Annotated in this window: 17 protein-coding genes and 1 tRNA gene; 6 read left to right on the top strand and 12 right to left on the bottom strand. The window is 61.5% G+C overall.

The genetic code is table 11. The features are described from left to right. Positions 1–228: 228 nt before the first annotated feature. The 7 genes from ACN9MU_RS13010 to ACN9MU_RS12980 all read right to left on the bottom strand — a co-directional run bounded on the left by ACN9MU_RS13010 (position 229) and on the right by ACN9MU_RS12980 (position 4216). Entirely contained in the window at positions 229–564 is a 336-nt protein-coding gene (locus ACN9MU_RS13010; RefSeq protein ID WP_426344680.1) for a DUF7716 domain-containing protein, read from the bottom strand. A 75-nt stretch (positions 565–639) separates the two neighbouring features. Beyond that, positions 640–730, bottom strand: a tRNA-Ser gene (locus tag ACN9MU_RS13005). An 82-nt stretch (positions 731–812) separates the two neighbouring features. Next, the gene (gene serS, locus ACN9MU_RS13000) at positions 813–2102 is read right to left on the bottom strand and encodes a serine--tRNA ligase (protein WP_426344679.1); all 1290 of its coding nucleotides are present in this window, start codon (positions 2100–2102) and stop codon (positions 813–815) included. A gap of 93 nt (positions 2103–2195) precedes the next feature. Further along, complete coding sequence (locus tag ACN9MU_RS12995) at positions 2196–2393, bottom strand: hypothetical protein (RefSeq protein WP_426171144.1); 198 nt, start codon at positions 2391–2393, stop codon at positions 2196–2198. 125 nt (positions 2394–2518) lie between these two features. After that, positions 2519–3259, bottom strand: coding sequence for an alpha/beta fold hydrolase (locus ACN9MU_RS12990; RefSeq protein ID WP_426344678.1), 741 nt, complete (start codon positions 3257–3259; stop codon positions 2519–2521). Between the two features lie 77 nt (positions 3260–3336). After that, positions 3337–3627: a YciI family protein gene (locus ACN9MU_RS12985; protein ID WP_426322795.1), complete on the bottom strand. Its 291-nt coding sequence runs from the start codon at positions 3625–3627 to the stop codon at positions 3337–3339. A 10-nt stretch (positions 3628–3637) separates the two neighbouring features. Further along, positions 3638–4216, bottom strand: coding sequence for a TetR/AcrR family transcriptional regulator (locus tag ACN9MU_RS12980; protein WP_426322794.1), 579 nt, complete (start codon positions 4214–4216; stop codon positions 3638–3640). 134 nt (positions 4217–4350) lie between these two features. Here ACN9MU_RS12980 and ACN9MU_RS12975 point away from each other — a divergent pair, with 134 nt between their 5' ends. Continuing rightward, positions 4351–5757 carry an alkaline phosphatase D family protein gene (locus ACN9MU_RS12975; RefSeq protein ID WP_426322792.1) on the top strand — a complete coding sequence of 469 codons (1407 nt, stop codon included), beginning with the start codon at positions 4351–4353 and terminating at the stop codon, positions 5755–5757. A 9-nt stretch (positions 5758–5766) separates the two neighbouring features. Here ACN9MU_RS12975 and ACN9MU_RS12970 read toward each other — a convergent pair whose 3' ends face one another. From ACN9MU_RS12970 to ACN9MU_RS12960, 3 genes are read right to left on the bottom strand one after another with little or no spacing between them, the layout of a single operon-like run. Then, positions 5767–7077, bottom strand: coding sequence for a replication-associated recombination protein A (locus ACN9MU_RS12970; RefSeq protein WP_426322790.1), 1311 nt, complete (start codon positions 7075–7077; stop codon positions 5767–5769). A 3-nt stretch (positions 7078–7080) separates the two neighbouring features. After that, positions 7081–7698: an outer membrane lipoprotein chaperone LolA gene (lolA, locus tag ACN9MU_RS12965; RefSeq protein WP_426344677.1), complete on the bottom strand. Its 618-nt coding sequence runs from the start codon at positions 7696–7698 to the stop codon at positions 7081–7083. An 8-nt stretch (positions 7699–7706) separates the two neighbouring features. Continuing rightward, on the bottom strand, positions 7707–10103 hold the full coding sequence (locus ACN9MU_RS12960) for a DNA translocase FtsK (RefSeq protein ID WP_426171134.1): 2397 nt from the start codon (positions 10101–10103) through the stop codon (positions 7707–7709). Between the two features lie 179 nt (positions 10104–10282). Here ACN9MU_RS12960 and trxB point away from each other — a divergent pair, with 179 nt between their 5' ends. From trxB to ACN9MU_RS12935, 5 genes are all read left to right on the top strand, one after another. After that, a complete protein-coding gene (trxB, locus tag ACN9MU_RS12955) occupies positions 10283–11233 on the top strand; it encodes a thioredoxin-disulfide reductase (protein ID WP_426171133.1) in 951 nt (316 codons plus the stop codon). Next, complete coding sequence (locus tag ACN9MU_RS12950; protein WP_426337426.1) at positions 11230–11919, top strand: Smr/MutS family protein; 690 nt, start codon at positions 11230–11232, stop codon at positions 11917–11919. Before trxB ends, ACN9MU_RS12950 begins: the two co-directional genes overlap by 4 nt. Before the next feature lie 78 nt (positions 11920–11997). Next, a complete protein-coding gene (locus ACN9MU_RS12945) occupies positions 11998–12624 on the top strand; it encodes a trimeric intracellular cation channel family protein (protein WP_426171129.1) in 627 nt (208 codons plus the stop codon). Between the two features lie 96 nt (positions 12625–12720). Continuing rightward, the gene (locus tag ACN9MU_RS12940; protein ID WP_426344676.1) at positions 12721–13947 is read left to right on the top strand and encodes a GGDEF domain-containing protein; all 1227 of its coding nucleotides are present in this window, start codon (positions 12721–12723) and stop codon (positions 13945–13947) included. Next, a complete protein-coding gene (locus ACN9MU_RS12935; RefSeq protein ID WP_426344675.1) occupies positions 13944–15149 on the top strand; it encodes a GGDEF domain-containing protein in 1206 nt (401 codons plus the stop codon). Before ACN9MU_RS12940 ends, ACN9MU_RS12935 begins: the two co-directional genes overlap by 4 nt. Here the strand turns inward: ACN9MU_RS12935 and ACN9MU_RS12930 are convergent, their stop codons facing one another. Together ACN9MU_RS12930 and ACN9MU_RS12925 are read right to left on the bottom strand one after the other, a co-directional pair. After that, on the bottom strand, positions 15150–15488 hold the full coding sequence (locus ACN9MU_RS12930) for a P-II family nitrogen regulator (RefSeq protein WP_028103924.1): 339 nt from the start codon (positions 15486–15488) through the stop codon (positions 15150–15152). It lies immediately after the preceding gene. 21 nt (positions 15489–15509) lie between these two features. Next, positions 15510–17564, bottom strand: coding sequence for an NAD(+) synthase (locus tag ACN9MU_RS12925; protein ID WP_426337423.1), 2055 nt, complete (start codon positions 17562–17564; stop codon positions 15510–15512). Positions 17565–17651 lie beyond the last annotated feature (87 nt).

Here is a 17651-nt window from a genome sequence, read left to right as displayed (position 1 = left end):
TCCTCAACAGTTAATCCTCAGTACTCTGAATCCTTGAAGGTGTCGTATTTCTCAAAATGAAAGACGGCTTCAACGATATCGTGCAGTGGAGCCTTCGCGTCCCTCTCAAGCCGATCTCCAGCGGGAAGCATGTCATCGACTGCATTTCTCAGCGCAATAAATCCATGATAGGTTTTCGCCAATTTGCGTCCCTCAGTTTGAAAGATCCTGCTGCGCGGCACGCGGCAACTACGCATCCTTAAAGGTGTCGTATTCAAGATAGTAGAACATGGCATCGACAATCTCCGCCGTCGATGCCAGGGGGGAGTGCTGAAGTTTGTTACTGACCACGGCACGAACCATCGGTGCCGCCAGCCATTCGACGTAGCCTTTCCCTGCCAACTGCTCCGGAATATACCCGCTCTTTTCATCCATGCACTCTTCCATCTCCATGCTCGGAATGACTACGAACTCGGCATCCATAATTGTTTTGCGGTCGATCTTTGGCTTTGTGTAAAGGCCGCCAGAATCGGGAAAGTTCTCAACACCACTTACCAGTGCCGCAAATCCTTTGAATATCTGCATTGTGCTTCCTCCTGCGCGAATATGGACGAAGAAAAAGAAAAAGCCCTCGATCGCTCGAGGGCTTTTTCAGTGTTCTGGCGGAGAGGGTGGGATTCGAACCCACGGTAGGGGGACACCCTACGCCTGATTTCGAGTCAGGTACATTCGACCACTCTGCCACCTCTCCAGGTACTGCATTTAACGGTGGTCGCCGTTGAGAGCCAAGATTATAGCAGCCCTTCCAAAAAAAGGAAGGGCTATTTTCAACTTTATGCGACGAGCTTCGTCAGGCCGCCCATATAAGGCTGCAGCGCGGCTGGAATATCCACCGAGCCGTCGGCCTGCTGGTAGTTTTCCAGCACTGCGACCAGGGTGCGGCCCACTGCCAGGCCGGAGCCATTCAAGGTATGCAGCAGTTCCGGCTTGCCTTGCGCGTTGCGGAAGCGGGCCTGCATGCGGCGCGCCTGGAAGGCTTCGCAGTTCGACAGCGAAGAAATTTCACGGTAGGTGTTCTGCGCCGGCAGCCACACTTCCAGGTCGTAGGTCTTGGCGGCGCCAAAGCCCATGTCGCCGGTGCACAGCTGCATTACGCGGTATGGCAGGCCCAGGGCCTGCAGGATGGTTTCGGCGTGGCCGACCATTTCTTCCAGCGCTTCGTACGATTTTTCTGGATGCACCACCTGGACCAGTTCAACCTTGTCGAACTGGTGCTGGCGAATCATGCCCTTGGTGTCGCGGCCGGCCGAACCGGCTTCGGAACGGAAGCATGGAGTGTGGGCGGTGACCTTGATCGGCAGCGTTTCGACTGCCACGATCTCGTCGCGCACCATATTGGTCAACGACACTTCGGAAGTCGGGATCAGGTAGAAGTTCTGGCCTTCGCCTTCGGCGCCGCCCTTCTTCACCGAGAACAGGTCCGCTTCGAACTTCGGCAGTTGGCCGGTGCCCAGGAGCGATTCCGCGTTGACCATGTACGGGGTGTAGCACTCGGTGTAGCCGTGCTTGTCGGTGTGGGTGTCCAGCATGAACTGCGCCAGTGCGCGGTGCAGGCGAGCGATACCGCCTTTCATGACGCTGAAGCGGGAGCCGGTCAGTTTGACGGCGGTTTCGAAATCCAGGCCCAGTGCCGCGCCTACGTCGGCGTGGTCTTTGACTTCAAAGTCGAAGCTGCGCGGAGTGCCGAATTTGCGGACTTCCACGTTGGCCGTTTCATCGGCACCGGCCGGCACGGATTCGTGCGGCAGGTTCGGTACAGCCTGCAGGAAAGCATTCATCTTGGCCTGCACTTCGGCCAGCTTGCTTTCGTTGGCCTTCAGTTCTTCGGGCAGGCTGGCTGCTTCGGCCATCACGGCGGAGGCATCTTCCCCTTTGCCCTTCAACATGCCGATCTGTTTGGCCAGCGAATTGCGCTTGCTTTGCAGTTCTTCGGTGCGCATCTGGATGGCTTTGCGTTCGCCTTCCAGGGCATTGAAGCCGGCTACGTCGAGCTGGAACTTGCGGGTCGCCAGTTTGGCGGCGACAGTATCAATGTCTTTACGGAGAAGTTGGATGTCAATCATGTTTTGCTGCCGCTACGAGGTTTAATCGAAAGGGGCAATTGTACCAAGATGACAGCACAACAACCGAGTTTTACGCCCTCCGGCGTTGTGCTGTCAGATCAGCGCTGCCTTTTCGGCTGCGGTCAGGCGCTTGGCGGCCACCACCACGGTTGGAATGCTGGTGTCCACCTTGGCAACAACCGGGTCGGCGGCAACGTGCAGGACCGGAGTGGTGGCGGTTGCAAAGCTGGTGACGGTGGCCAGGGCGGCTGCAATAACGAAGATCGCTTCCATGTGTTTCAGGGCTTTCATGATGTTCTCCTTCAGGTCAGTGTTGAACTACTTCCGTGCTTCCATGGTTACACTGTACCTAAAGCCTCCCTGCCCTGCCTTGCACTTGCGACGAAGCGCAAAAAACACGGGATGAAATGCAAATTTCAGACCGTACGGCCCTGCTCAAGCCATCCCTTCACGGCACTGTTGAACGCTTCCGGCTGCTCGCGCATGACCCAGTGGCCGCTACGGAAGGCAATCACGCGGCTGTCCGGCTTGGATTGCACGGCCGCCTCGAAACTGCGCGTATGGAACGGGAACGGTTTGCGCTTGCCGTAGATGTACAGCATGGGCCAGCGCAGCTTGAATGGCAGCGTCCCTGCGGCAGGCGTGGCGGCGCGCAGCCAGGTAATTGCGTGCGGCAATTGCAGGCGGTCGCAAGCATCGCGCGCCGCCCGGCTGGTGCTGCTGGATGCCTTCAGGCGGCGGTGCGCAAAGGCCAGGCGCAAGCGGGTTTTCCAGTCCAGCGAGGCACGGTAAGTCATCTGGCTGGAGCCGCCGATGCCGACGCTGATCACCCGGCTCACCAGTTCGGGATAGCGCAGCGCGAACTGGTAGCCGAACACGCAGCCCCAGTCGCTCAGCATCAGGATCACGGGGCGGCCGCCATTCACGGCTTGGACCGTATCGGCGTAGAGTTTTGCGACTTCATCGATCGTATGGCTACCCTTGGCACTTTGACTGGGGAAGCTGAACCGCACACAGCGATAGCTCGAAGAAAAGGCAGCGACCTGGGCATCCCACAGGCTGCGGTCATACGGCCAGCCATGAATCATCATGATGGCTTCCTCTCCTACACCATCCACATGGACGGTCACTCCATCGACTGTCAGACGCTGCGACATCCCGCCCTCCGTTAAAATATTTACAACATCCTAACGTTGGACAATAGAAATGTAAACGCTTCGCTTAAGGGTTCCGCTTATGAAGGCAATAGGAATTGCAGCCGGGAATCGGCCTTGGCAGGTGTGAAGCCGGTCAGTTCCACCTCCACCAGGCCGTTTGCAACGAACGGGTCTAGCGCCAGCCGCTCACGCACGGCGCCCTCTTCCAGCCCATGCACCAGGATGCCGCCGCCCGCCTGCCCCAGCAGGTTGCCCGCCGCAAGGAATACGCCATCGTCAAAACCGGCCTGCAACCAGTCCTTGTGTGCGGCCATCCATGGCGCGGCCTGTTCGCGGCTGCCGGTCAATTTGAGCGATACAACAAACATGATTCCTCCTTTAGTTGGAAATGGCATGCAGCCATTTGTGTAGTTGCGAAACTTCGTGCTGGATAAATGTCCCGTCGTCAAAGGCGTTGGCGAGCGTGGCAATGCCCTGGCTGCGTGCCAGCAGGTGCATGGCCAGGCCATCGGCATCGGCCGCAGCCTTCCTGCCCAGCTGCGCGAATTGCGCGCGCAGCCATTCGCGAAATAGCGTGAACAGGATATTCGCCTGGGGCAGCGCAGGATGTTCAAGCTTGGCCAGTTCGGTGCACAGCGTGCCGACCGGGCAGCCATTGCGGCGGATCGATGGCGCGTTCATCGCCATCATGTCGATGAAGCGGCCGATGCGCGCCGCCGGCTGCGTGGAGTCCGCGGCCCAGGCATCGAGCATGGCTTGCGTCTTCTGCCGGCGCAATTCGATCACGGCCGCCAGGATCTCGTCCTTCGTCTTGAAGTGATAGTAGAAATTGCCGCGTGAGAGCTCGACCGCCGCCGCGATGTCGGCGAAGCTGGTGTGGCCGTAGCCGCGCTCATAGAACAGCCGGTCGGCCGTTTCGACAATGCGTTCGCGGGTGCTGATTGCCTGCTTGTTCATGCCGACAAGAGTAGGACAGTCGTCCTACGATGTCAAGAATTTAAGCCATCGTTACGATCCGTGAGAATATTGCCTCTTTTTTAGGCCAATAATGACGTAGGATTTTTCCTACGCCCGCCACGAAAGGAGTTGAAATGCAACTTTCGCAGCCGACAGTTGGCCCTATCGTGGGCTATACCAGCGAAGCCGAGTCACGCATCTGGTTACGCGGAGACTTGAAACTGGACAATGGCCAGCCACGGCGTTGCTTCGGTGCGGTGCGCTATCGCAAGCCGGGAGCCAAGCAATGGTCCGACCCGATTTTCAACAAACTCGAGCCACATTTCGACATGACCGGCGTATTTGCGCTGAAGGGCCTGGCGCGGAATACGCCGTATGAATACCAGGCAGGATGGTTCTTTGCCGAGAGTGAACTGACCGATGTGGCCCGCATGGATGGCGCTCTCTTCCAATGGCCCGATGCCCGCGTCTTCAATAGCGGAAGCCAAGCCGCCAACCACGCGCGGTCATATATCGTCGGGTCTTGCCGTTACGTGTTGCGCCTGTTCGGGGGCGCCATCTTTGACAGCCGGGGCGACAAATGTTTCAGAAGCATTCTGTCGCAGATTGACGACGCCAAACAGCCTCAACCTGTCGATGCCTTGTTGATGATAGGTGACCAGATTTACGCCGACGATAAGAGTTTCCTCGATCCAGCAAGCGCAATCGACGATTTCCTGGACCGGTACCGGACCGCATTTTCACAGGACTCGATTCGTGAACTGATGTCGCGTGTACCAACCTACATGATTCTGGACGATCATGAAATCGAAAACAACTGGCCAAGCAATGCCTCGCCCAGTGACCGGATCAACCTTTATCCGCACGCCATCCACGCTTACCAGATATACCAGTGCAGCCATAGCCCGCTGTTCGAATCCAATGCTGAAGGGCGCATAGAAGGTACGCCAACACACTTCTGGTACACCTTCCAGGACGGTTGCGTCGATTGGTTCGTGATGGATGTTCGTACTGAGCGAATCCCGACACCGACGGCAAATCGCCGAATGATCAAGGATGAGCAGATGAAGGCGCTTCTTGACTGGCTTTCCGACGGGTCGGGCCGCAACAAGTTCATTGTCACGTCGGTGCCTTTTATCCCCGACATGAAATCGGACAGGAACGACAAATGGGATGGTTTCGTACCGGACCGGGACCGCATCTTGCAGCACATCGAGAAGAACAGCATACGCCGGGTAGCTTTCGTCTCTGGCGACGTTCACTGTTCTTTTACCTGCCAGCTACAGCTGTCGCCCACATTGAAGATAAGCCAGATTGTCTCTTCCTCGTTCTACTGGCCTTACCCGCACATGGAAGAAAACCAGTTCGACTTTTCTGGATTCCAGACCGCAGGACCTGGCAACTACCAGATCAAGCGAACCTCGCCGGTTTATTCGGACGACAACTTCGCGCGCATGGAGGCATCGCCGGGCACCGTCAACATCACTTACTTCGGCCGCAAAGGCGACAAACTAGGTAAAACCATCACCCTTGCGCTCTAGACCGGCCACTTAACCCTTGCGGGCTTCTTCGTCCAGTTTCCGCAGGAAGGCCAGCTTGTCGGCAATCTTGGATTCCAGGCCGCGTGGAACCGGCTGGTACCAGCCCGGTTCCGCCATGCCATCCGGCAGGTAGGTTTCGCCGGCGGCATAGGCGTCCGGCTCGTCGTGGGCGTAGCGGTATTCGTGGCCGTAGCCCAGCTCCTTCATCAACTTGGTCGGCGCATTGCGCAGGTGGACCGGCACTTCGCGCGATTTGTCGCGGCGCACGAAGGCCATGGCGGCGTTATAGGCGTTGTAGCCGGCATTGCTCTTGGCCGCAACCGCCAGGTAAATCACGGCCTGCGCCAGCGCCAGTTCCCCTTCCGGAGAGCCGAGCCGCTCATAGGTTTCGGCGGCGTCGTTGACCATGGTCAGGGCGCGCGGGTCAGCCAGGCCGATGTCTTCCCACGCCATGCGCACGATGCGGCGCGCCAGGTAGCGCGGATCGGCCCCGCCGTCGATCATGCGGCAGAACCAGTACAAGGCGCCGTCCGGGTTTGAGCCGCGCACAGACTTGTGCAGGGCCGATATCTGGTCGTAGAAATTGTCGCCGCCCTTGTCGAAGCGGCGCGCATTCAAGGTCAGCGCGTTTTGCACGAATTCGCCGGTGACCTTGCTGGTGCGCGCGGTGGCGGCAGCGGTCTTGGTCTGCTCCAGCAGGTTCAGGAAGCGGCGCGCATCGCCGTCGGCGTAGCCGATCAGGGTATCGATCGCCAGCTCGTCGAAGTCCAGGTCCGGCATGGAGCGTTCGCGGGCGCGGGCCAGCAGCTGGCGCATCTCTTCTTCGGTCAGCGCCTTCAGTACATAGACCTGGGCGCGCGACAGCAGTGCGGAGTTGACTTCGAACGAGGGGTTTTCGGTGGTGGCGCCGATCAGGGTGACCAGGCCGGATTCGACATACGGCAGCAGCGCATCCTGCTGCGCCTTGTTGAAGCGGTGGATTTCGTCGATGAACAGGATGGTCTGCTTGCCATTGGCGACGAATTGCTCCGCCTGTTCGATGGCGGCGCGGATGTCCTTGACCCCGCCCAGCACGGCCGAAATGGCGATGAACTCGCAGTCGAAGGCGCGCGCCGACAAGCGCGCCAGCGTGGTCTTGCCCACGCCCGGCGGCCCCCACAGGATCATCGAATGCGGCTTGCCGGACTTGAACAGCAGGTTCAAAGGCTTGCCCTCGCCCAGCAAATGGCTCTGGCCGATCACGTCCGCAACGGTATGCGGGCGCAGCGCTTCGGCCAGCGGCGGGGTGGGTTCCGGGGCGAACAGGTCTTGCGTCATCATGCCCTAATTGTTGATGACGTCCGCGCCCTTGGGCATGACAAATTTAAAGGACGTTGCATTCAACGCAGGATTTTTTTCAAACTTCTTGAACGACAGGATGGAAGTCTGGCCGAAGCTGTCTTTCAGTTCCATCGCTTCCGGCACGCCGTTTTTCAGGCCGATCTGGATCTGCTCGAAGCTGGCATCCTTGGCTTTGGGCGTGGCTTTCAGCCATTCCAGGCCATCGCGCGAACCCGCCTCGGCCAGGGCAAAGTTCTTTTCCAGGTCGTTGGAGCCGAACAGGATGGCGGCTGGCGAGGAACCCAAAGCATCGCCCAGCCTGCGCACGGTAACCTGGTTCAGGTCCTTGTCGAAAATATACAGCTGCTCGCCGTCGGCCTGCAGCACCTGGTCGTAAGGCTTGGTGTAGGTCCAGATGAACTTGCCCGGGCGGGCAAAGGTGAAGCTGCCGGAGGACAGCTTGTCCTTGCTGCCTTGCGCCACGACCTTTTGCGTGAATTCGCCCCTGGCTGCCTTGGTGCTGGCCACGAAAGACTTGAACTGGTCCAGCGCCGCAGCGCTGGCGGAACCTGCGAACAGCAGGCCGGCGGCCAGGGCCGCCATCAACTTGGTGTACTTCATAAGAATCCTTATTCCGCCGATGCGGTAGGTGCGATGATTTCGCGGTTGCCGTTCGACTGCATGGCCGATACAACGCCGCTGTTTTCCATCTGTTCCAACAGGCGTGCCGCCCGGTTGTAGCCGATGCGCAGGTGGCGCTGCACCAGCGAAATCGATGCCTTGCGGTGCTTCAGCACGACTTGCACCGCCTGGTCGTACATCGGATCGGCCTCGCTGTCTCCGCCGCCGCCAGCACCGGCCGCGGCGCCGTCGCCGCCGCCTTCTTCCAGCGTGCCGCCTTCCAGGATGCCCTCGATGTAATTCGGCTCGCCCTGGGCTTTCAGATGCTTCACGACGCGGTGCACTTCATCGTCCGACACGAAGGCGCCGTGCACGCGGATCGGCAAGCCGGTACCCGGCGGCATGTACAGCATGTCGCCCATGCCCAGCAGGGTTTCGGCGCCCATCTGGTCCAGAATGGTGCGCGAGTCGATCTTGGACGATACCTGGAACGCGATACGCGTCGGGATATTGGCCTTGATCAGGCCCGTGATCACGTCCACAGATGGGCGCTGGGTCGCCAGAATCAAGTGCAGGCCTGCCGCACGCGCTTTCTGCGCGATGCGGGCGATCAGCTCTTCCACCTTCTTGCCGACCACCATCATCAGGTCGGCCAGCTCGTCGATGATGATGACGATGGTTGGCAGTTTTTCCAGCGGTTCCGGCGCGTCCGGCGTGATCGAGAACGGATTCGGGATCTTCTCTTCGCGTTTCTCGGCCTCGGCAATCTTGGCGTTGTAGCCGGCCAGGTTGCGCACGCCCAGCTTGGACATCAGCTTGTAGCGGCGCTCCATTTCGTTCACCGCCCAGTTCAGGGCGTGGCCGGCCTGGCGCATATCGGTAACGACCGGCGCCAGCAGGTGCGGGATGCCTTCGTACACCGACATTTCCAGCATCTTCGGGTCGATCAGGATCATGCGCACGTCGTGCGGGTCGGCCTTGTACAAGAGCGACAGGATGGTGGCGTTGATACCGACCGACTTGCCGGAACCGGTGGTACCGGCCACCAGCAGGTGCGGCATCTTGGCCAGGTCGGCCACCACCGGCTTGCCGGCGATATCCTTGCCAAGCGCCACGGTCAGCGGCGAGTGGTTGTCGTTATAGACCTTGGAGCCGAGGATTTCGGTCAGGCGCACGATCTGGCGCTTGGGATTCGGCAGCTCCAGCGCCATGTAGTTCTTGCCCGGGATGGTTTCCACCACGCGGATCGAGGTCAGGGACAGCGAACGCGCCAGGTCGCGCGCCAGGTTGACGATCTGGCTGCCCTTCACGCCGGTGGCAGGCTCGATTTCGTAGCGGGTCACGACCGGACCCGGATAGGCGGCTACCACCTTGGCTTCCACGCCAAAGTCGGACAGTTTTTTCTCGATCAGGCGGCTGGTGAATTCCAGCGTTTCCACGGCCACGGTTTCCTGCTGCGGCGGCGCATCGTCCAGCAGCGACAACGGCGGCAGCGTGGTGTTCTCGATTTCCTGGAACAGGGTGCCCTGCTTTTCCTTGATCACGCGCTCGGATTGCACCACCTGGGTGATCTGCGGCTCGATCTTGACGATAGGCGCCGGCGGCGCATCCGGCGGCAAGTCGGCCGGCTTCGGATGCTTCTCCTCGTGCTTGACGCGTTCCTTGACCACTTTTTCTTCGCGCTTGACCACGGCCACGTCGCCCTGGCGACGATCCTCGCGGTCTTCCATGCGGGCGCGGACCCAGTCGATGCCCATCTCGATGACTTCACCGATCTTCTCGGCCACCGACATCCACGATACGTGGAAGAACAGGCTGAACCCGGTGCCGAACAACAGCAGCAACAGCAGCGTGGCGCCGGTAAAACCCAGGCCCACGTGCGCGCCGTGTCCGATCAGCTCACCCAGCACGCCGCCCGGCGCGCGCGGCAACTGCACTTTCAGCGTGTAGAGGCGCAGGAACTCCAGGCCCATCGAACCCACCAGCATCAGGCCGAAACCGATCACGCGGATCAGGCCTTCCTGCTTGTGTTCAGGATCTTCGTCCTTCTCCAGCACGAATTTGCGGGTCAGGCGGCGATAGCCCTGCCACACCACGCGCAGCATGTAGACGCACCACCACCAGGCTGAGAAGCCAAAGATGAACAGCATCAAATCGGACAGCCAGGCGCCGCCGCGCCCGCCCAGGTTGAACACCGTGGGCACCACATTATTGTGCGACCAGCCCGGATCCAGCCGGTTGTAGCTGGCCAGGATCAGGATGAAATAAACGCAGACGACAAACAGCGCGAAAAAGCGGGCCTCCGACAGCAGTCGCACCAGCCGATTGGGTAAGGGCTGGCGTTCGGTGACATTGCGAGTGTAACCAGAAGAAGTCTCCTGGCTCTTTTGACTCTTCTTACTCATTGCTTGGAGGCAAAAATTCCATAATTGCGCTTATTCTAAGGCATATCAAGGTAAAACGGCCCCACGGTACATGTGAAATGCACGCTTCGCATATAATTTCGGTTTGCTTGGGGCCGGACTTGTCGCATTCCTGTCCGCACCCATATACCAGACACTCCAACTAGGTAAAGAATCCGCATATGACTACTACCAAACACGCCAAAGTCCTGATTCTCGGCTCCGGTCCAGCAGGCTACAGCGCCGCGATTTACGCCGCGCGCGCCAACCTGAATCCGATGCTGGTGACCGGCGTCGAGCAAGGCGGCCAGCTGATGACCACCACCGACGTGGAAAACTGGCCGGCCGACCCGATGGGCGTCCAGGGTCCGGACCTGATGCAGCGCTTCCTGCAGCACGCCGAGCGCTTCAAGACCGAAATCGTGTTTGACCACATCCACACCACCCACCTGAACGAAAAGCCGATCCGCCTGGTGGGCGACAGCAACACCTACACCTGCGACACCCTGATCATCGCCACCGGCGCCTCGGCCCAGTACCTGGGCCTGCCGACCGAGCAGGAATTCATGGGCCGCGGCGTGTCCGCCTGCGCCACCTGCGACGGTTTCTTCTACCGCGGCCAGGAAGTGGCCGTGGTTGGCGGCGGCAATACCGCCGTTGAAGAAGCCCTGTACCTGTCGAACATCGCCACCAAGGTCACCCTGGTGCACCGCCGCGAGAAGTTCCGCGCCGAGCCTATCCTGGTGGACCGCCTGATGGCCAAGGTCGCCGAAGGCAAGATCGAGCTGAAGCTGAACTCCACCCTGCACGAAGTGAAGGGCGACCAGTCCGGCGTCAACGCCATCACCATCAAGCACAATGACGGCGGCTTGTCCGACGTGGCAGTGCACGGCCTGTTCATCGCCATCGGCCACAAGCCGAACACCGGCATTTTCGAAGGCCAGCTGGAAATGAAGGATGGCTATATCAAGACCCGCACCGGCACCGAAGGCATGGCCACCGCCACCTCCGTGCCAGGCGTATTTGCAGCCGGCGACGTGCAAGACCACATCTACCGCCAGGCCATCACTTCCGCCGGCACCGGCTGCATGGCCGCGCTGGACGCGCAACGCTACCTGGAAGCGCAAGAGTGAAAAGCTTCGCCGACCTGAAGGGACTGGGCAAGCAGCTCAAGGAGCAGGAAGAGCAGCGCGCGGCCGAGCAGAAGGAGCGCGCCAGGCAGGAAAAGGCCGCGGCCGCCGCTGCCAACGTGTTCCAGTCCTCCATGGCCGGCGTGCAGAAGATGAAGCCGTCCGACCGCTACGTGCCGCCGCCCGCCAAGGGCCCGGCCGCGGCGGGCCGCCCTGCCCCATCCGGCCCGCGCAAGCAGCAGACGGCCGAGGAGCAGGCGGCGGACGACGCAGCCGTGCTGCGCGAGTCGATGCTGTCGGATATGTTCGACGTCGACCATTACATGGAAGAAGATCCCTCGCTGAACTACAGCGCGCCCGGCATCGGCCCGGACGTGATGAAGAAGATGCGCAAGGGCCATTGGCCGGTACAGGATGAACTGGACCTGCACGGCAAGCGCCGCGACGAGGCGCGCCAGGCGGTGGACGATTTCCTCCTCAAGGCCAAACGCCGCAACTACCGCTGCGTGTGCGTGATCTACGGCCGCGGCTTCGGTTCGCGCGGCGGCGAGCCGGTGCTGAAATCCATGGTCCACTCCTGGCTGGTGCAGACCGACGGCGTAATCGCCTTCTGCCAGGCCCGCGCCGAAGAAGGCGGCGAAGGCGCCATCATGGTGCTGCTGCGCTCCGCCCTCGCGCCCCAGCGCTGACCGGCCTCCTTTCGCCGCGGCGGCGCCACGGCATGCGTGGCTTGCAGGTTCTGCTATCAGGATGCTAATCTGCGCCTCATGAAAATAGTCCCCGCCGTTTCCCTGATCACCATCATTGAGGTCGTAGCAATCCTGGTTGGGGCATTCTCCGGCTTCATCGAAGCGCGCCGCAAGCGCATGGACATTGTCGGCGTGTTCATCGTCGCCTTCATTACCGCCTTCGGCGGCGGTACCGTACGCGACATCCTGCTCGACAAGCGTCCGCTGTTCTGGGTAGCGCACCAGGAATATACGATCCTGCTGTTCGTGGTGGCACTGGTGGCGGCGCCTTTCGTCAAGCATATCCGCCATATCGTTTCCGAACGGCTGATCGTGATAGCCGACGCGGTGGGCCTCGGCCTGTTCGCGGTTGCCAGCGTGGCCCAAGCGCTTGCGGCCGACATGCCGATTTTCGTCGCCGTGATGATGGGCGTGGTAACGGGCATTTTCGGCGGCGTGCTGCGCGACATCATCTGTAACGAGGTGCCGATGGTCTTCCGCGATGGAAAACCGTACGCGATCTGCGCCTTCTTCGGCTGCTGGTTCTATATCGCGCTGCAATATACCCAGGTTTCGGACGACGTCGCCCTGTGGTCCAGTGCCGGCCTGATCACCGTGATGCGCCTGCTGGCCTGGCGCTTTGACCTGAAGATCAGCCGGCCGTAGGGCTATCGCCAACAGACTTTCAATTGGAAAGTTAAAACTTACCATCAAGTAACAACTGATACAATTGCGCAACTTTCTTGATGCGCTTGCCTGTCCGTGTTTACCTTTGATGTCGCTACTGCAACGAGCCTGGTCGGCTTCCTGTCGATCCTGATTGCCTGCGCCTTCCGGGGCTTGCACGGCCGCTCCCTGGCGGGCACGCCCGGCGGCCAGTGGGCCCTTTCCGCCCTGGCCGGCGGTGTCGCAGCGCTGCTTGTTGCCAATTCCGCCACACTCCCCGGCTACATTGGAACCGTCGCCGACAACGCCTTGTCCGTCGTCAGCCTGGTGTTCATTCATCGCGGCACGGCAATGCTGGTCGGCGCACGCTACAGCGACCGTTATTACGCCCTGTGCGTCGGTGCGGCCGCCGCAGCGTTCGCCTGGTTCAGTTACGGCCAGCCGAGCGTGCAGGCCCGGATCGGGCTGGTGTCTGCCTGCCGCGCCGCCTTTTACTGCGCGACCTTGCTGATGCTGGTCAGGCGGCCCGGCCTGCCGGCCGGCACCCGCTACCTGGTCGACATCCTGGCGCTGGCCACCATCTGGAGCGTGGTGCGTCTAGGCACTGCCCTCCTTTCAGGCGAGCACGTCGACAATTTTCTGGACGGCGGCTCCTCGTTTGCAGTCATGGTCTCGGTGGGCGGCATCCTGCATCTGCTGGTGAACGCCTTCCAGTTCCGGCTGGAGAGCGAAAAGATCCGCGACGAGCTTGCGGCCCACGCCGGCCGCCTGCAGGACAAGCGCAACAAACTGAAGGCCGTGGTCGCCGAACGCACCGCGGAACTGACCCGGCAAGCGACCACCGACAGCATGACCGGCATCGCCAATCGCCGTCACTTCATGGAGCGCGGCAACGACGAAATCGAACGGGCCCGCCGCTACCACCTGCCGCTCACGCTGCTGTTGCTCGATATCGACCACTTCAAGCAGATTAACGACCGCTTCGGTCATGCGGCAGGCGACAAGCTGCTGCAAGTCATTGCCCAGGCCTGCCAGTCCAATGCCCGCAACGTCGACCTGCCCGGCCGCCTCGGCGGCGAAGAATTTGCCTTGCTGATGCCTGAAACCAGCGCCATTGCGGCCCGGCTTGCGGCCGAGCGCCTGCGGCGTGCCATCAGCGCCATCCCGCCCGCGCTGTCCGGCGTGCCGCACCAGGTTACTGCCAGCTTCGGCATCACCGCACTCAAGTCGCATGATGCCTCGATGGACAGCCTGGTGGTTCGCGCCGACGCTGCCCTGTATCGCGCCAAGAACGGCGGCCGCAACCGGGTGGAGGCAGTATGAATACCCTGCACATCGGAACTTGCCAACTGACCCTCGGCATTGCCTGCCTGGCACTCGGCATCGCCTTCATCGGCCTGCACGCGGTACGCGATGGCCGTTCCGCCGGGTCCAACTGGAGCCTGGCGGCGATCTGCCAGGGCCTGGCATGGATACTGGCCGGCATGCGCGGCGACTTGCCTGTGGCGCTGACAGTGGTGCTGCCCAACGTGCTGGCCGCCGCCAACGCCATGCTGCTGCTGCGCGGCGCCGTGCGCTATATGCCTGCCCCGCCGCCATGCCTGCTCAAGCCCCAGCCTTGGCTCGCATTCCTGCTGGCGGCCGCCGTCCTTTGCGCCTCGACCGGCCATGCAAGCGACCACGCGCGCCTGGTTCTCGCGGCGGCGATACGCATTCCATTGCCGCTGGCAGCCATCGCGCTCCTTTCGCGCCATGCGCCGCGCAATGGCCGCGCCATGCTGTGCGCGCTGTTTGGCATCGACACTGCATGGCAGCTGTTTGCCGCCCTGGCCGTCCAGGGCGGAGACGTCGTTGCCGGCGAGCTGTTGCGCGGGGCCCTGGCCATCCTCGTTATCGCAGCCCAGTTCCGCATCGAGAGCGACAATGCACGCGCTTCGCTCGAGGCCCTGGCCGCAGCGCTGGAAATGGAAAGCCTGCAACTGGAAAAAACGATCGAGGACCGCAACCGTGAACTGCACGAGATCGCGACCACCGATTTCCTGACCGGCATCGCCAACCGGCGCCAGTTCATGGCGCGCACGGAAATGGAAATCGAACGCTCGCGGCGCTATGGGCACAAGCTCTCGCTGCTGATGATCGACATCGATCACTTCAAGGCAATCAACGACAGCTTTGGCCACCTCACCGGCGACCAGGCGATTATCGCCATCGGACGCCATTGCGCCACCGCCTGCAGGCGCAGCGACCTGGCGGCCCGCCTGGGCGGCGAGGAATTTGCAATCGTGCTCCCATCGACAGGAATCAGCGAAGCGCAGGTCGTGGCGGAGCGCCTGCGCACCGGCACCAGGGCGCTGCAGCTTATGCATGAGGGCCGGGCCGTGCCGCTCAAGCTGAGCATCGGCATTGCCTGCCTGGAGGCGGGAGACAGCGGGCCGGACACGCTGCTGGCGCGTGCCGACCAGGCTTTGTACGCGGCCAAGCACGCAGGCCGCGATTGCGTGCAGGTCGTTAGATCTGCGGCCTGATCAAACCGCGTCAGCGCCGGTTTCGCCGGTACGGATGCGTATCACCTGCTCGATGTTCTGCACGAAGATCTTGCCGTCGCCGATCTTGCCGGTGCGGGCCGCCTTGATGATCGCATCGACAGCGGTATCGACCACGCTGTCGTCCACCACCACTTCCACTTTCACCTTCGGCAGGAAATCGACCACGTATTCCGCGCCGCGATACAGCTCGGTGTGGCCCTTCTGGCGGCCAAAGCCTTTTACCTCGGTCACGGTCAGGCCGGTCACGTTCACTTCGGCCAGCGATTCGCGTACCTCGTCCAGCTTGAATGGCTTGATGATGGCGGTAATTTGCTTCATTGCGTTCTCCTTATAGTGGTTTTAAGCGTCAGGCACGGTCTTCAGGTTTTCCAGCCAGGCTGCAGCCTCCGAGTCGCTTGGCGCGCGCCAGTCGCCGCGCGGCGACAGCGAGCCGCCCGATCCGACTTTCGGCGCGTTCGGCACGCAGGTGCGCTTGAACTGGGAGGTCTGGAAGAAGCGCTTGAGGAAGATGCCCAGGTTGTGTTTGATGTCTTTCAATTCGTACTGGTTGCGCACCACGTGCTCGTCTTCCGGCCACAACCCTGCGTCGCGGTCGCGCCAGGCGTGGTAAGCCAGGAAGGCTACCTTGGCCGGCGAAAAACCGAAGCGCAGCGTGTAGTACAGGTTGAAGTCCTGCAGCTCGTAGGGGCCGATCACATTCTGCGTGATCTGCGCCGGCGCTTCGTCGTCGGCCTTGCCGGGCACCAGCTCCGGACTGATTTCGGTATTCACCACCGCCAGCAGCACGCTTGAATTGACGTCGCCGAACTGCTTGCTCTCGGCCACCCAGCGCACCAGATGGGTGATCAGGGTCTTGGGCACGCTGGCATTCACGTTGTAGTGCGACATATGGTCGCCGACGCCGTAGGTGCACCAGCCCAGCGCCAGCTCGCTCAGGTCGCCGGTGCCGATCACGATGCCGTTATGATGATTCGCCATGCGGAACAGGTGATTGGTGCGCTCGCCGGCCTGCACGTTCTCGAAGGTGATGTCGTATTGTTCCTTGCCCTCGCTGTACGGGTGGCCCAGGTCCTTCAGCATCTGGATGCAGCTTGGCCTGATGTCGACTTCCATCGCAGTGCAGCCGACGAACTGCATCAGCGCCCTCGCCTGGTCCAGCGTGCGGCTGCTGGTGGCAAAGCCCGGCATCGTGGCCGCGATGATATTGGTGCGCGGCAGGCCGAGGTGGTCCATGGCCTTGGCACAGACCAGCAGCGCGTGGGTTGAATCCAGGCCGCCCGACACGCCGATCACCACCTTCCTGATGCCGGACGAGGACAGGCGCTGCACCAGCGCGCTGACCTGGATGTGATAGACCTCGTTGCAACGCTTGTCGCGCAGTTGCGGGTTGGACGGCACGTAAGGGAAGCGCGCCACATTGCGCTCCAGCGGCAGCACGCGCTGCGACGGCAGCTCGACCGGAAAGCGCGCGGTGCGGAACTGCGCCACTTCGGCCTTATGGCGGCGGGTCGAATGGCCGAACGTGGTGGTGCGCATGCGTTCGCGCGACAGGCGCTCCAGGTCGACGTCGGCAAAGATGATGTGCGATTCTTCGGCGAAGCGCTCGGACTCGGCCAGCATTTCGCCGTTCTCGCAGATCAGCGCCTGGCCATCCCAGGCCAGGTCGGTGGTCGACTCGCCGCGGCCTGCCGAAGAATACAGGTAAGCCGCAATGCAGCGCGCCGATTGCTGGCCGACCAGCTGGCGGCGGTAATCGGCCTTGCCGACGAGGATATTGGAAGCGGACAGGTTGACCAGCACGGTCGCCCCGGCCAATGCGGCAAAGGACGACGGCGGAATCGGGACCCAGACGTCCTCGCAGATCTCGATATGGAATTTGAACAGCGGCAGGTTTTCAAGCTCGAACAGCTGGTTGGCTCCGAAAGGCACCTGCTGGCCGAGCAGCGAGATTTCGGTGGAAATCGCCTCATCGGCCGCGCTGAACTGGCGCGCCTCGTAGAATTCGCCGTAATTCGGCAAATAGGACTTCGGCACCACGCCGCGAATCACGCCGCCCGACACCACGACCGCGCAATTGAACAGCTGATGGTCGATGCGCAGCGGCGCGCCCACGACCATCGCCGTCGGAATGCGGCTCGAAGCCTCGACCACGGAAGCCAGCGCCTGCAGCGCCCCGTCCAGCAACGCGCGCTGGTGGAACAGATCATCGCAAGAGTAGGCAGACAGGCCCAGCTCCGGGAAAGCCACGAGGACCGCGCCCTTCGCCGCCGCCTCCTCCGCCAAGGCGATCGTCTGCGCCGCATTGAACTGCGGATCAGCCACCCGGCAGCGCGGCACGCCAACCGCCACACGGGCAAAGTCATGGTTGTACAAATTATGGAAGAAATGCGGCATATCTCGGCAAGGCAAAGGTGATGGCGAAGATTTTAACATTGCCCCCGCCCCAGCGTACGGCCGAGCCCGTGTCACACTTGGGGTGTG

This window comes from Pseudoduganella sp. R-32 (assembly GCF_049913245.1).
Classification (GTDB): Bacteria; Pseudomonadota; Gammaproteobacteria; order Burkholderiales; family Burkholderiaceae_D; genus Rugamonas.
The sequence above is the reverse complement of the archived record's forward strand: the minus strand, read 5'-3'. Positions and strand labels throughout refer to the sequence as shown.